A 13,896-nucleotide genomic window follows, 5' to 3' on the forward strand; every position below is an offset into this window, starting at 1 on the left:
CATGCTGAAAGTCGAAGAGAAACTGTTCCAGGACCGCTACCGGGTCGATTCGGGCCGTCCCCACATCCAGATCAAGAACGCGGAAATCTGCACCCACAAGTGCACCGAGCAGCAATGCACCGTGTGCTGTCCCGCCGGCTGCTATACCCAGGAGGGCAACGGCAAGGTGGTGCTGATCTCCGACGGTTGTCTGGAGTGCGGCACCTGCCGCATCATCTGCGACGAACACCGCAACCTGGAATGGGAATGGCCCCGGGGCGGTTTCGGCATCCTCTTCAAGTTTGGTTGAGGGTTGTAGAACCTTTGCCACAGAGGGCACAGAGAACACAGAGTTACGTCAAAACTGACTGACCTCCAGGTCAATAAGGACGCCACTCTTCAGCATGGCATAGCCAGGACTGGCATCCACGCTGGCTTTCCGGGCGGGTGCTTGTTGCAACCTTCTCCGCCTGAAAGTGGCAAGGAAAAACTCTGTGATCTCTGTGCCCTCTGTGGCTAAAAAAGAAAGCGCAAAAATGGAAGACATTCATCTGTTCCTCGCCCACGCCATCACCCTGGAGCGGGATTCCGCCCGGCGCTACGAGGAGCTGGCCGAAGGCATGAAAACCCTGGGCGATCCGGAAGTGGCCGCCTTCTTCGAGCAGATGGCCCACTACTCCCGCCTGCATCTGGCCGAGGCCACGGAGCGGGGCGGCTTCCGCCATCCGCCCAAGCTGGAGGCCCACGAGTACCAGTGGCCCGACGGCACCAGCCCGGAGACCGCCGCCTGGGCCGGGGTGGATGCCTTCATGGACGTGCCCTCCGCCCTGGCCCTGGCCCTGGACGGGGAGCAGCGCAGCTACGCCTTCTACGCCGGCATCGCCGCCACCACCCGCAATCCCCGGGTCAAGCTGATGGCCGAGGAATTCGCCGCCGAAGAAGGCGAGCACGTGGCCGAGCTGGAAAAACGCATCGCCAAACTTCCCGCCTGAGGAGGCGCCATGAAACCCAAGAAGCACGTTTTCGTCTGTACCCAGGGCCGGCCCCCCGGCCATCCCCGGGGCTGCTGCATGCAGAGCGGCGGCCAGGCGGTGATGCAGGCCTTCCTCAACGAGCTGGGCAGCCGCAATGCCTTCGACCGCTTTGCCGTCACCGCCTGCGGCTGTCTCGGTCCCTGCGACGGCGGCCCCCACGTCCTGGTCTATCCGGACGGGGTGCTGTACCAGCACGTGCAGCCCGGCGACGCCGGGGAAATCTTCGACCAGCATCTGGAATTCGACGAGCCCCTGGAACGGCTGCGGGCTCCCGCCGGAGTATGGGACTAGATCTGGAAGACGGCGACCCGGCCGGCGGCGAAAGCATCCCCGGCTACTGCGGCGACCTCCCCGCCGCCACCGCGGCCCTGCTGCAGGAAGCCGCCGCCTGCGACGACGAACGGCGGGCCGAGTTCCTCATCCTCCGGGCCCATCACCAGTCCCCCTTCCACTTCGCGGTGTACCTGGCCCTGTACAAGTTCCACTTCTACCGCCAGCACTTCGAGGCGGCGGAACAGTGGATGCGGGCCGGCCTGGCGGCCAGCGCCCAGGCCGCCGGCTTTCCCCTGGATGCGCCGGCCCCGGCCCGCTTCGCCGAGCCCCTGGCGGCGGCGCCCCGCTTCTATCTTTTCTCCCTCAAGGCCCTGGCCTTTACCCTGCTGCGCCAGCAGCGCCCGGAGGAAGCCCGGGCCTACCTGGACCAGCTGCAGCGCCTGGACCCGGAGGATCGCATCGGCGCCGGCCCGGTCCGGGCGGTGGCCGCGGCGACGGCGTAAAGGGCGGCCCGGCGCGTCCATGGTTCCTGCTCCGGCCAGCCAGGCGCCGCCCCGGGCGGCCTGCCCCGAACTGCACCTGCCGCCGCCCCTGCCCGGCATCGTCGCCGCCGTCGGCGAGGATGAGCTGCGCTGGCTTTGCCTGCGCCTGGCGGAAGCCCTCCAGGCCGGGCCCCTGGCGGCGGTATGGCAGCTGGAGGTGGATGAGTTCTCCGATCTCGCCGGCGAACTGGCCGACCTGGTGGTGCACGGCCTGGCCGGCCGCCAGCGGCAACGGGCGGTGATCGCCTGGGTCCGCCTGTGGGGCCGCCATGGCCCCCTGGAGCTGGACGAAGGGCAGCGCCAGTCCTGGCTCGGGCTGTGGTCCGGGCAGTTGCAGCGGGTGCCCCTGCCGGCCTACCTGGCCCGTCCCCTGGTGCGCTGGATGGAGGCCCTGACGGCCCAGTGGGTGCAGCCCGGTGCTGTCTTGCCGCTCCGCTTTCCGTCGCCAGCCTGATTCCGGCGTCACCAGTGGTTTACCCCGGGTGCGTCGGCGCCACTCCTACCCTAGACTGCTGTAACGACAACTGCCCGTCCGGGGATATTGCATGACCGCTACGCTTCTCCGCTGCGTATGCCGCTCTCCCCTCCGGCGTCCACCCCTTCCCGCCAACCGCCGGTCATATCCCGAGCGCATCGTTGGGGGGCGGGAGGCTGGCTCGGTGCAGCTATACTGTCCCCGGGGATTGCACCCAACAGAGGGGTGTTAGGGATATGCTGAAAAGTCGTCGCTGGGTATTGCTGTTGCTGCCGCTCATCGTCTTGGTCGATGTTTTACTGTACCGCCATGTCGTGGAGGAGCGACACCATGCCCTGGTGGATGCCGAAGCGGTATTGCAGGTTAGCGCCGAGGTGGTCCGGGGACGGATGGATCAACTCCTGGATACCTACGACCGCACCCTGACCGGTGTGGGCGAAGTCATCGCGGCCCAGGGAGGCCTGCATGCCGGAAACGATCTCTACCTGCACCGCCTGCTTGTCCGCCGCCATGCCATTACTCCGGGGCTGCGTTGGTTGTTCGTTGTTGGCCATGACGGTCAGTTGGCCGTGACTTCTTCCGACTTTCCGTCGCCCCGAGCTGATCTGGGCGACCGGGAATACTTTCAGGCTGCCATGCAATCCAGGATGGCGCCGTTCTACATCGGCCCCCTGCTGACCAGCCGGGTCTATCAAGGCCAGTTCGTTCCGGTCAGCCGCGGGGTGGTCAGCGATGCCAACGAACTGCTGGGGGTGGCCGCCGCCGGCGTTGAGCCCGCCGAGTTTGTCCGTCTGCTCAGTGAGCAGGCTCTGCCTGACGGCTATTCCCTGCATTTGTTGCTCAACAGTGGCGATGTGCTGACCTGCTTTCCGTCCGGCGGCGATTGCAAAGACCGCAACTGGGCAGACGACCCGCACTTCCGGCAATGGCAGGAAGGTGCCCTGCGCGCCCGATTCCCCCTGGCCGGTCCTGGTGCCGGCTTCTATGCCCGCTCGGAGCGCTACCCCTTCCTGGTGGTGGCGACATACGACCAGAATCGCATACTGGAGCGCTGGCGTCAGGGCCTGCCGACCTACTGGCTGTTTGGCCTGGGTGGCAACCTACTGCTGCTGGTCCTGGTCCTGTTTTCCTTCCGCCAGTTGCAGCGCCGACGCGAGGCCCTGGCCGCCCTGGAGGATGCGAACCGGCGCCTGGAATCCCGGGTGCAGGAACGGACTGCAGAGCTGTACGAACGGGAAGTGCAGTCCCGCATTTTTATGAACACGGCCCTGGATGCTGTCGTGGTGATCGATGGAAACGGGCGCATCCAGAAATTCAACCGGGCGGCGGAACGCATGTTCGGCTACCAGGCCGAGGAAGTAATGGGGCGCGGCCTGGAAATGCTGATGCCGGAGAGCTTTGCTGCCACTCATCAGCAGCACGTCCAGGCTGCCAATCACCAGATCGCCGTTCGGGCCATGGGGCGTGGTCGGGAGGTGCTGGGGCGTTGCAAGGATGGCAGGGAGTTCCCCATTGAAGTCAGCGTAGGCAGTTCCAACGAGGCCGGGGGCGATCTCCATGTGGGCATCATCCGGGACATCTCCGAACGCAAGGCGGTGGAGGCGGAACTGCAGCGGATGGCCACCACCGACGGCTTGACCGGGCTGCTCAATCGCCGCGCCTTTACCGGTGAGGCGGAGCGGCTGTTGGCTCTGGCCCATCGGCATGCTCAGCCCTGCTGCGTCATGATGCTCGATGCCGACCGATTCAAGCGCATTAACGACACTTACGGACATCCGGTGGGAGACCGGGTCCTTAAGGCCCTGGCCCACTCCTTGGTCGGCGAACTGCGTCAGACCGATCTGGTTGGGCGTTTGGGCGGGGAAGAGTTTGGGGTATTGCTGCCCGGGACCGATGCGGCGGGAGGTGAGCAGTTGGGCCAGCGCGTGTTACAGGCCATTCGCTCCATACGCTTGCCGTTGGATGAAGGCGAACTGAGCTTCACGATAAGTATCGGCGCTGCCCTGAGTGCCGGTGGAGACGACCTGGAGGCCATTATGCAGCGGGCCGACGCCGCCCTCTACGTCGCCAAGGAGGGCGGCCGGGACCGGCTGGCCTGGGAAGGCTGGCAGCCCCCCGCCGCCTGAGCGCACTGGCCTGGGGCGCCGGGTCCTCCGGACGACCCAAGGCGGGGCCCGGCCCCCGGCCCCGGGGCGCCCCCATTCCCGCCATTGCCGGGAAATTCCCCTAAGTCCTTGTCCGGCATGGGCTTTGCTAACCGTTATATATTCGAAAAATAACGAAGGAAAGCCGCCATGAACGACCAGCCCGTTAGCGAAATTACCGATCAACTCAGCCCCGACCGGGTCGCGCCCCTGCGCCTGTACCCGGTGGCGGGCATTCCCGGTCCCTTTGCCGTGGCCGCCGGCCACGACCGTCTGGCCTGGCTGGAGCGGGCCGCCGTGGCCGATGCCCTGGCGGTGGGCGCCGAGGCCGCTGGGGAGGCCCGCCGCGCCGCCGAGGAGCTGAACAATCTGGCCGGGGAGCGCCTGGCCGAATGGGAGGCGGAGGATGGAGGCGAAGGGAGCCGCGGCCGCCTGCGCCTGACGCCCCGGGGCCGGCGCCTGGCCATGGTGCTGGTGGCCCTGGCGGAGGAACGGCAGCTGCTGCGCCAGCGTTGCGGCGGCCACTTCGATGCGGATCTGCAGCTGCTGGAACGGGTGGCGGTACGCACCAGCGCCCGCAACCAGTTCAGCGGCCGGGTGCAGGCGGTGGAGCGGGGCCCCCTGCTCGACCAGGTGCTGCTGGCCTTGCCCGGCGGGCGCCTGCTGCGGGCCAGCGTCACCCCGGAAAGCACTCGCTGCCTGGGCCTGGCCCCGGGCCAGGAACTGGTGGCTCTGGTCAAGGCTTCGGCCACCCTGGTGCTGGGCAGCGGCGAAGGCAGCGACTACGCTGACTACAACCGCCTCGGCGGCGTGGTCCAGCGCATCCAGGAAAGCGGCGAACGGCGGGAGATCGTGGTGGACCTGGGCCACGGCCTCACCGGTGTCGCCAACGCCGGCGCCGACCTGGCCGAACCCTTCGCCCCGGGCCAGCCGGCCTGGATCGCCTTCCGTCCCTCGGCCGTGCTGCTGGGTCTCGTCAGCTAGACCGGCACCAGGCTCACCGCCACGTCCCGGGGCGGGGCGCTGTAGGGCCAGGAGGAGACCAGCAGGCGGGCGCCGCTGGCGGCGTAGGCCGCCGCGTTGCCGGGGTGGATGCCGCCGGCGGCGGCGAGGATGGGGTGCAGCTCGTGGCTGGCCAGCAGGTCGCGGCAGGCGGCGACGGCGGCGGGAGTGAATTTCTCCAGCTGCAGGATTTCGGCGCCGGCCCGGGCCCAGACCAGGGCCTCTTCGGCGCTATACACTTCCACCGCCAGCTTGTGCTCCGGCAGGGCGCCATGGAGCCGGGCCACGGTGGCGGCGGGGGGCTCGGCGAGAAAGCGGCGGTGCTCGGCGAAGAGCAGGAGGGACTCGGAAAGGCCCAGGCGGTGCATGAAGGCACCGCCGCAGCGCATGGCCTTCACCGCCAGGGCTTTGCTGCCCGGCGGCGTCTTGCGAGTGCAGGCCACCGGCAGGGGCGCCGCCGCGGCCACCAGTTCGGCGGCGGCGCTGGCCAGGCCGCTGCTCCATTCCAGCAGCACCTGGGCGCTTTTCCAGGCCCGGTGCAGGGCGGCGGCACTGCCTGCGGCTTCCAGGATGGGGGCGTCGGCGGCCAGGGCGTCGCCGCTGGCCGCCAGGGGGCGTGCCGCGCAGCCGGCCAGGATCAGCAGGCGGACCGCCTCCTCGACACCGCACAGGGTCATGGGCTGGCGGGCCCGGCAGTCGAGGCGGCCGGCCTGGGGGCCGATGCCCAGGGCGGCGGTGGTGAGGTCGCCGTGGGGTACGTCGTCGGCCAGCAGCCGGGTCAGGTCGGCGTCGCCGAGGACACAGTCGGTGTCGACCGCAGGCGTGGCGGAGGGGGAATGAGGATGGGAAAGAGGATGGGAAAGAGGAGCGGCGGCAACCATGGCGGGCTTTCGTCGTTGGCGCCGCGCCGGGGGCGCGGCTAGTGGCGGGAGGTGAGCAGGTCCTTCAGCTTGCACAGGATCAGGGTCGGGTCGAAACGTGTGTCGGGCAGCACCTCGCCGGCCAGCACCCGGGCCAGGGCCGCCGCCGGGTCGGTCTCGCCGGTGAGCAGCACCTGGGCGCCGCGCTTGGCCATGTGACGGATGAAGCCGTCGCCGGCGCTGGCGGCGATGACCACTTCCACCCCGTCCAGGGGATGGGGGCCGTTGTCGTCGAAGTGGTGGATGACCTGCTCCTTGGCCAGCTCGATGCGTTCCCCGGCGGGCAGGGGGGCGCCCGGCCGGCAGTCGTAGAGCAGCCACTGGCGGGCCTGGCCGGCATGGCTGGAGACGGTGGCGAAATCCTTGGCGGCGATGGCGATTTTCATGGTGTCGGAAGTCCTACAAAGGGAGGCGGATGGCTCTTCAGAGCGAATTCCGTACCGCTTCGCCTTCCTTGCAAGGGCCGGCCTGGGAGGCAGAAGGGACGGCATTCTCGACGATGCCATGCTGAATAGTGGCGTCCCGCTTGCCGTTGCGGGCAGCGCCTGCAGAAAACCCGAGTCGCGGCCTGGCGGTCGCCTTCGCCAGCCGTGCAGCCCTCAGGCCAGCAGGGCCACGGCCTTGATCTGGGCCCACACGCTTTTCCCCGGCTGCAGTTGCAGCTGGTCCCGGGAGCGGCGGGTGATGCGGGCCAGCAGGGGCGTGCCGCCGGCTTCCAGGCGCACCAGGACGTGGGCCGGGGTGTCGGCGTCGGCGATGGCGGCCACCGTGGCCGGCACCCGGTTGAGGATGGAGCTGTCGTCCCGTTCCGAGAGGGAGAGGCTGACGTCCCGGGCCCGCACCTGGAAGCGCAGGCGCTTGCCCGGGCTTTCCGGGCCGTGGGCCACCTGCACCCGGCCGCCGGGGAAATCCAGGGCCAGCAGGTGGTAGGCGGCATCGTGGCCGGCCACGAGGCCTTCCACCACCACCCCGGCGTCGTCGCTCACTGCCGTGGGCAGGTCCAGGCGGGCCAGGGTTTCCGCCAGGTGGCCGCTGGCCGCCACCTGGCCGTTGTCCAGCAGCACCAGGTGGTCCGCCAGGCGGGCCACTTCATCGGGGGAATGGGTGACGTAGAGCACCGGGATGTCCAGCTCCTCCCGCAGGCGGGTGAGATAGGGCAGGATCTCGGCCTTGCGCTTGCCGTCCAGGGCTGCCAGGGGCTCGTCCATGAGCAGCAGCCGGGGCGAGGCCAGCAGGGCCCGGGCGATGGCCACCCGCTGCCGCTCGCCGCCGGAGAGCTTGTCCGGGCGGCGGGCCAGGAGGTGGCCGATGCCCAGCAGTTCCACCGCCTGGGCCAGGTCCACCCGCCGTTCGGCGGCGGCCAGGCGCTTGCGGCCGAAATCCAGGTTGGCCTCGACGCTGAGGTGGGGAAAGAGGCTGGCCTCCTGGAAAACATAGCCCAGGGGGCGACGATGGGTGGGCAGGAAGCGCTCGCCGTCCTGCCACACCTCGCCGTTCACCTCCAGGTAGGCGCCGGGGTGGCGCTCCAGGCCGGCGATGGCCCGCAGCAGGGTGGTCTTGCCCGAGCCGGAGTGGCCGAACAGGGCGGTGACGCCCCGGCCCGGCAGGGTCAGGTCCGCCGCCAGGGAAAATTCCCCGTAGACGATGTGAAAGCGGGCGCGGATGGCCTGATCGTCGTTGGGCATTTCAGTAGCCATGGCGGCTCCTTGCCTTGCTGCCGTAGAGGGCCAGCAGCACCAGGAAGCTGAAGACCAGCATGCCGCCGGCCAGCCAGTGGGCCTGGGTGTATTCCAGGGCTTCCACGTGGTCGTAGATCTGCACCGAGACCACCCGGGTCTTTTCCGGGATATTGCCGCCGATCATCAGCACCACGCCGAACTCGCCCACGGTGTGGGCGAAGCCCAGGATGGTGGCGGTGACGAAGCCGGGCCGGGCCAGGGGCAGCGCTACCGAGAAGAAGGTGTCCCAGGGCGAGGCCCGCAGGGTGGCGGCCGCCTCCAGGGGCCGTTCCCCGAGGGACTCGAAGGCCTGCTGCAGGGGCTGCACCACGAAGGGCATGGAGTAGAGCACGGAGGCCAGCACCAGGCCGGGAAAGGTGAAGGGCAGCAGGCCCAGGCCGAGGGACTGGGTCAGCTGGCCGATGGGGCCGTTGGGGCCCAGGGTCACCAGCAGGTAGAAACCGAGCACCGTCGGCGGCAGTACCAGGGGCAGGGCCACGGCGGCCCCCACCGGGCCTTTCAGCCAGGAGCGGGTGCGGGCCAGCCACCAGGCGATGGGTGTGCCGAAGAGCAGGAGAAGGAGGGTGGTGGTACCGGCCAGCTTGAGGGTCAGCAGGACGGCGTTCCAATCATCGGGACCGAAGGGCATGGGGGGCGTGGGGCAGTCGGGTCAGGTAAGTATGGCCGAAGGGCGGTGCAGGTGGTGGTTGTGGCAGCCGGCGCAAAAGGGGGCCGGGGCGGCGCCTGGCGCCCCGCTCGGCCCAAGGGGGTGACTCAGAGGTCGTAGCCGTAGGTCTTGATCACGGCCCTGGCCTTGTCGCCCTTCAGATACTTGACCAAGGCCTCGGCGGCGGGCTTGGCCTTGCCGTTGATGGTGCCCTTTTCCAGGATGGCGGCGTCCTGGCGGATGGGGCTGTACAGCTTGCCCGGCACCAGCCAGACGGAGCCGCCTTTCAGCTGGCCGTGCTCGTCCAGCACCTGGGCATAGGCGACGAAGCCGAGCAGGGCGTTGCCGGTGGCGACGAAGTTGTAGGCCTGGGCGATGTTCTCGGCCTGCACGAACTTGGGCGCCAGGGTGTCGTAGGCGCCCAGGGCCTTCATGGTTTCCACGGCGGCGGCGCCGTAGGGGGCCAGCTTGGGATTGGCCAGGGAGAGATGATCGAAGCCGCCCTTCTTCAGCACTTCGCCCTGGTTGTCCACGATGGCCGGCTTGGCGCTCCACAGCACCAGCTTGCCGATGGCGTAGGTGAAGCGGCTGCCGGGCAGGATGCCGTTTTCCTTTTCCAGCCGGGCCGGGGTCTCGTCGTCGGCGGCGAGGAAGACCTCGAAGGGGGCGCCGTTCCTGATCTGGGAATAGAACTTGCCGGTGGCGCCGAAGGAGAGCACCGCCTTGTGGCCCGTGTCCTTCTCGAACTGGGCGGCAATCTTCTGCATGGGGGCGGTGAAGTTGGCGGCCACGGCCACCTGCACCTCGTCCGCCCGGGCGGCGGTGGCGGCGAAGGCGCCCAGGAGGGCGGTGGCGAGGATGGCGGCGGAACGGCGGGGCAGGGTCATGGCGGTTCTCCGAAGGTCGTGAAAGGGGATTGGGAAAAGCGGGAATCAGGCGGTGGCGGCGAGGATCACGCTGGAGGCCTTGAAGAAGGCGCAGGCCTTCTTGCCCGGCACCAGTTCCAGGGACTCGATGCTGCCGTGGGTGACCACGGCGGTGAGGGTCTTGCCGCCGGGCAGGGTCAGGGTGACCTCGGCATTCACCGGGCCGTCGTGGATGTGGCTGATCTCGCCCCACAGCTGGTTGCGGGCGGTGATGCGGCCGGCGCCCTCGGTCAGCAGCATCAGGGAGGAGGCCTTGACCAGGGCGCAGATCTCCTTGCCCAGGGCCAGTTCCAGGTTCTCCGAGGATTCCCTGGTGATGATGGCCACCAGCTCGGTGGATTCGTCCAGGGCGATGCGCACCTCGAAATCCACGCCGCCGTCGCGCAGGCCGACGATCTTGCCGACGAACTGGTTGCGGGCGCTGGTGCGCACCGAGAGGCGGCGCAGCAGGGACTGGAACTGGCGCACGTCGCCCTCGCTGATTTCCGCCATATGGCCGGCGAGGCGGTCCAGGGCGCCCTGGTATTCCTGCTCCACGGCCCGGTAGAGGGCGATGATCTTGCGTCCGTAGTCCGTCAGCAGGGTGCCGCCGCCGTGGCGGCCGCCGGTGCTGCGCACCACCAGGGCCTCGTCGGCCAGGTTGTTCATGGCATCCACCGCGTCCCAGGCCGCCTTGTAGGACAGGGGCACGGCCTTGGCCGCCTGGGAAATGGAGCCGTGGGTGTCGATGGCTTCCAGCAGGCGGATGCGGGTGTCGCCGAGAAAGGGGCCGAACTCGGTTTCCAGGGCCAGCTTGCCCACCAGCTTCTGTTGATTTTGGGACATCACAGCCTCTTCCTTGTAACGAAATATACAAAACTACATAGCCATTCTGGTGCGCGGGCGATCATTGATGCACCACCGCGGGGATTTACAGCGCTATGGTTGAACTTATGCAACGGAACGACCTAGACTGCGCTTCATCACGCAAGAACCATGCGCGATATTATGTAGTAAATAGCGCAATTGAAAATAACCCGGATCAAAAAGGAGTTCAGCATGAAGACCAGCGCCCGTAACGTCTTTTCCGGCAAGGTGAGCGCCCTCACGGCCGGCGCCATCAATACCGAGGTCGAAATCACCACCGATGGCGGCGACCGGCTGGTCGCCATCGTCACCCAGGCCAGCGTCAGGGAACTGGGCCTGGCCCTGGGCAAGGAAGCCTTCGCCCTGGTCAAGGCGCCCTGGGTCATCCTCATGGCCGACGACGGCGAGGTGAGGTTCTCCGCCCGCAACCAGCTTAAGGGCACGGTGCAGAAAATATCCCGGGGCGCCATCAACACCGATGTGGTGCTGGCCCTGGCCGGCGGCACCCAGGTGCACGCCGTGGTCACCAACGAGGCGGTGACCGAACTGGGCCTCAAGGAAGGCAGCCCGGCCACCGCCCTGATCAAGGCCAGCCACGTGGTGCTGGGCGTGCCGGCCTGAGTTTTTCGGCCAGCAGGCAAGGAAAAAGCCGCCCGCGGGCGGCTTTTCTATTTTGCGGCATCGACTCCTGCGGCGAGGAGTGCTGGCCGCTTCCCCTTTGGGGAAATTTTGCTCCGGGTGCGCCGGATCAGGCGCGGCAGGTTGCCGGTTTGGGTTGGGGCTTCTTGCCCTTGGATTCCTTCTTCTTGTCCTTGCTGCCCATATGTTTGCTCCTTGAATGAGGGTGCCGGCGCGATGCCGGCACTGTCTGGATCATAGTACGGATGGCGGATGCCGGGAGGCCGGAATTCCTTCTGCATGCCGGTGATTGGCCGGGGGAGGGCGGCGATCGGTTAAAATCCCGTCCCTGTTAACTGGAGAACCCCATGTCCAACCTGCCCGCCTGCCCCCAATGTACCCTGGAAAACACCTACCCGGACGGCGACAACTACGTCTGCGCCGATTGCGGTTTTGAATGGCCCCAGGCCGGCGCGGCGGCGGAAGAGGAAGCCGACGCCGTGATCAAGGACGCCAACGGCACCGTGCTCAACGACGGCGATGCCGTGGTGCTGATCAAGGACCTCAAGGTCAAGGGTTCCTCCATCGTCCTCAAGCAGGGCTCCAAGGTGAAGAGCATCCGTCTGGTGAGTGGCGGCGACCACGAGGTGGACTGCAAGCTGGACCAGGGCAATTTCATGCTCAAGGCCTGCTTCCTGAAGAAGGTCTGAGTCGTATAGGCACCGGCAGCGCCGGTCCCGCCGCAGCAAGGCCCGCCTCTCCGGCGGGCCTTTGTTTTTGCGGCTTTACATTCTTTTACCGAGGCCGTCAGCTACTTAACGGGGACCGCCCCTAAATTTGCCGCATCGCCATACTTACGGCGCCCGCCGTCAGGGTCTGCCGCCGCTGCCATGACTTTGCCCCCCATCTCCGCCAGTGCAGCCGCCCGGGCGGAACGCCTCTACCACCAGGGCATCGCCTGTCTGGAAGCGGGGCAGGGGCAGCAGGCGGAAGCGCACCTGCGCCAGGCCCTGGTCCTGGCGCCCCAGCTGACCCGGGCCCGGGCCAACCTGGGCTATGTGCTGGAGGAGCGGGGCGCCTGGGCGGAGGCCGAGGCCGCCTACCGCCGCGCCCTGGCGGAAGATCCCGGCCTGGGGCCGGTGTGGCTCAACCTGGGCGGCCTGCTGCTGTCCCGGGGGCGGGCCGAGGAGGCCCTGCCGGTGTGCCTGCAGACCCTTACCCTGCTGCCCGGGGCGGCGGCGGCCTGGGTCAATCTGGGGGCAGCCTGCATCTGCCTGGAGGATTTCGCCCAGGGCGAGCGCTGCCTGCTGAAGGCTCTCAGCCTGGAGCCGGACCGGCCGTCGGCCCACATCAACCTGGCCTACCTGCTGCTGCGCCAGGGGCGCTACGAGGCGGGCTGGGAGTGCCTCGAGGCCCGGCCCTGGTACCGGGAACTGGCGGCCCACACCCATTGCCCGCGCTGGCGCGGCGAGGCGCCGGCGGGGCGCCACCTGCTGGTGCTGTGCGAGGCCGGTCACGGCGACATGATCCAGTTCTGCCGCTACCTGCCCTTGCTTGAGGCCCGGGGCGCCCGTCTCAGCCTGGTCTGCCAGCCGGCCCTGGTGCGCCTCTTCGCTGCCCTGCCGGGGGTGGAGCGGGTCATTCCCCTGGCCGACCTGCCCGGCGCCCGGGGCGACTGGGATGCCTGGGTGCCCCTGATGAGCCTGCCCCGCCATTTCGCCACCCGGGTGGACAGCATTCCCGCCGCCCTGCCCTATCTGCAGGCTGGCGCCCCTGAACGCCAGGCCTGGCGGCGGCGCCTGCCGGCGGCAGGCCTGCGGGTGGGTCTGGCCTGGCGCGGCAATCCCCGCTTCGAGAACGACGGCGAGCGCTCCCTGCCCGGGCTGTGGACCCTGGCGCCCCTGGCGGCGGTGCCCGGCATCGCCCTGGTCAGCCTGCAGAAGGGCGAGGCGGAGGAAGAGGCCCTGTGGCCCCCGGCCGGCATGCACATCGCCGCCTTGGGCTCGGAGCTGACGGACTTCGCCGACACGGCGGCCCTCATCGCCAACCTGGATCTGGTGATTGCGGTGGATACGGCGGTGGCCCATCTGGCGGCGGCCCTGGGCGTGCCCTGCTGGCTGCTGCTGCCCCGCTACAAGACCGATTGGCGCTGGCTCGAAGGGCGCCAGGATTCGCCCTGGTATCCGGGGGTGATGCGCCTGTTCCGCCAGGAGCGGCGGGGCGACTGGGACGAGGTGGTGTCCCGGGTGGCCGGGGAACTGGCGGCCTGGGCGGCCGGTGCAACTCCTGACAGCGGGGCCCCTGCCCTAGAGGTGGGCGCTCACGGAGAGGGTGCCTAGGGCCGGCCCGTCCTCGTTGCCGAAGCACTCGGCCAGATGGGCGCAGACGCCGCAGGAGGGAGCGCGGCAGGCGCGGATCTCGGCCTGCTCGCACAGTTGCAGGTAGAAGAACTTCTTCCAGCGCATATTGCCCGTGTTGCGCGCGAAGAGCCGGGGAAAGTGTTCCCGCAGCAGGTCCGACAGGGCCTGCCGGTGGGGCAGGCCCAGGTCCTGCCACAGGTGGTTATCGCCGAGGCAGCCCTTGGCCACAGCGGCGGCCAGGGGCCGGCTCTCCGGTCCGCTGCCATGGTCGAGCAGGAGGGCCAGCAGGTCCTCGTACTCGTCGTCCCGGGCCCGGGGCAGGCGGGCGAGACGGCCCAGGTCCATCAGGGCCAGGTAGTGGGCGGCGTCCATGGCGGCGGCTCGGGGCGGAA

At 68.6% G+C, this 13,896-nt stretch carries 18 protein-coding genes; 10 read left to right on the forward strand and 8 right to left on the reverse strand.

Features of this window, described 5'->3' with window-relative positions:
• The first annotated feature begins 1 nt into the window (after position 1).
• On the forward strand, positions 2-289 hold the full coding sequence (locus EV678_RS12755; protein WP_130459779.1) for a ferredoxin family protein: 288 nt from the start codon (positions 2-4) through the stop codon (positions 287-289).
• Positions 290-337: 48 nt separating this feature from the next.
• Here EV678_RS12755 and EV678_RS12760 read toward each other — a convergent pair whose 3' ends face one another.
• Positions 338-526: a hypothetical protein gene (locus EV678_RS12760; RefSeq protein ID WP_130459780.1), complete on the reverse strand. Its 189-nt coding sequence runs from the start codon at positions 524-526 to the stop codon at positions 338-340.
• Between EV678_RS12760 and EV678_RS12765 the strand changes: the two genes are divergently transcribed.
• From EV678_RS12765 to EV678_RS12790, 6 genes are all read left to right on the forward strand, one after another.
• Positions 516-971: a ferritin-like domain-containing protein gene (locus EV678_RS12765; RefSeq protein WP_014235683.1), complete on the forward strand. Its 456-nt coding sequence runs from the start codon at positions 516-518 to the stop codon at positions 969-971. The two genes, EV678_RS12760 and EV678_RS12765, sit on opposite strands and share 11 nt — an antisense overlap.
• Before the next feature lie 9 nt (positions 972-980).
• Positions 981-1,304, forward strand: a complete 324-nt coding sequence (locus EV678_RS12770; RefSeq protein WP_130459781.1) for a (2Fe-2S) ferredoxin domain-containing protein — start codon at positions 981-983, stop codon at positions 1,302-1,304.
• Positions 1,295-1,789 carry a hypothetical protein gene (locus EV678_RS12775; protein WP_130459782.1) on the forward strand — a complete coding sequence of 165 codons (495 nt, stop codon included), beginning with the start codon at positions 1,295-1,297 and terminating at the stop codon, positions 1,787-1,789. The genes EV678_RS12770 and EV678_RS12775 overlap by 10 nt, the downstream gene beginning before the upstream one ends.
• 19 nt (positions 1,790-1,808) lie before the next feature.
• On the forward strand, positions 1,809-2,282 hold the full coding sequence (locus EV678_RS12780; RefSeq protein WP_130459783.1) for a hypothetical protein: 474 nt from the start codon (positions 1,809-1,811) through the stop codon (positions 2,280-2,282).
• Between the two features lie 257 nt (positions 2,283-2,539).
• Entirely contained in the window at positions 2,540-4,429 is a 1,890-nt protein-coding gene (locus tag EV678_RS12785; RefSeq protein ID WP_130459784.1) for a diguanylate cyclase domain-containing protein, read from the forward strand.
• 168 nt (positions 4,430-4,597) lie between these two features.
• Positions 4,598-5,431, forward strand: coding sequence for a TOBE domain-containing protein (locus tag EV678_RS12790; RefSeq protein ID WP_130459785.1), 834 nt, complete (start codon positions 4,598-4,600; stop codon positions 5,429-5,431).
• Here the strand turns inward: EV678_RS12790 and modD are convergent.
• From modD to EV678_RS12820, 6 genes are all read right to left on the reverse strand, one after another.
• Complete coding sequence (gene modD, locus EV678_RS12795) at positions 5,428-6,330, reverse strand: ModD protein (RefSeq protein ID WP_130459786.1); 903 nt, start codon at positions 6,328-6,330, stop codon at positions 5,428-5,430. The genes EV678_RS12790 and modD overlap by 4 nt on opposite strands.
• 38 nt (positions 6,331-6,368) lie before the next feature.
• Positions 6,369-6,755, reverse strand: coding sequence for a NifB/NifX family molybdenum-iron cluster-binding protein (locus EV678_RS12800; protein WP_130459787.1), 387 nt, complete (start codon positions 6,753-6,755; stop codon positions 6,369-6,371).
• A gap of 213 nt (positions 6,756-6,968) precedes the next feature.
• Positions 6,969-8,066: a molybdenum ABC transporter ATP-binding protein gene (gene modC / locus EV678_RS12805; protein ID WP_130459788.1), complete on the reverse strand. Its 1,098-nt coding sequence runs from the start codon at positions 8,064-8,066 to the stop codon at positions 6,969-6,971.
• On the reverse strand, positions 8,056-8,736 hold the full coding sequence (modB, locus tag EV678_RS12810; RefSeq protein WP_130459789.1) for a molybdate ABC transporter permease subunit: 681 nt from the start codon (positions 8,734-8,736) through the stop codon (positions 8,056-8,058). Before modB ends, modC begins: the two co-directional genes overlap by 11 nt.
• Positions 8,737-8,861: 125 nt before the next feature.
• Positions 8,862-9,641, reverse strand: a complete 780-nt coding sequence (modA, locus tag EV678_RS12815; RefSeq protein WP_130459790.1) for a molybdate ABC transporter substrate-binding protein — start codon at positions 9,639-9,641, stop codon at positions 8,862-8,864.
• 45 nt (positions 9,642-9,686) lie between these two features.
• Positions 9,687-10,505 (reverse strand): TOBE domain-containing protein, encoded by an 819-nt coding sequence (locus EV678_RS12820; protein WP_014235672.1) that lies wholly within the window; start codon positions 10,503-10,505, stop codon positions 9,687-9,689.
• 213 nt (positions 10,506-10,718) lie between these two features.
• Here EV678_RS12820 and EV678_RS12825 point away from each other — a divergent pair, with 213 nt between their 5' ends.
• The 3 genes from EV678_RS12825 to EV678_RS12835 all read left to right on the forward strand — a co-directional run bounded on the left by EV678_RS12825 (position 10,719) and on the right by EV678_RS12835 (position 13,483).
• Positions 10,719-11,147: a TOBE domain-containing protein gene (locus tag EV678_RS12825; protein ID WP_130459791.1), complete on the forward strand. Its 429-nt coding sequence runs from the start codon at positions 10,719-10,721 to the stop codon at positions 11,145-11,147.
• A 365-nt stretch (positions 11,148-11,512) separates the two neighbouring features.
• Positions 11,513-11,854, forward strand: a complete 342-nt coding sequence (locus EV678_RS12830) for a zinc ribbon domain-containing protein YjdM (protein ID WP_014235670.1) — start codon at positions 11,513-11,515, stop codon at positions 11,852-11,854.
• Positions 11,855-12,034: 180 nt separating this feature from the next.
• Entirely contained in the window at positions 12,035-13,483 is a 1,449-nt protein-coding gene (locus tag EV678_RS12835) for a tetratricopeptide repeat protein (RefSeq protein WP_130459792.1), read from the forward strand.
• On the opposite strand, the gene EV678_RS12840 is transcribed toward EV678_RS12835, so the two are convergent.
• Positions 13,451-13,876 (reverse strand): nitrogen fixation protein NifQ, encoded by a 426-nt coding sequence (locus tag EV678_RS12840; RefSeq protein ID WP_130459793.1) that lies wholly within the window; start codon positions 13,874-13,876, stop codon positions 13,451-13,453. The two genes, EV678_RS12835 and EV678_RS12840, sit on opposite strands and share 33 nt — an antisense overlap.
• Between the last annotated feature and the right edge of the window lie 20 nt (positions 13,877-13,896).

The sequence above is a fragment of the Azospira oryzae genome, from assembly GCF_004217225.1.
GTDB lineage: Bacteria > Pseudomonadota > Gammaproteobacteria > Burkholderiales > Rhodocyclaceae > Azospira > Azospira oryzae.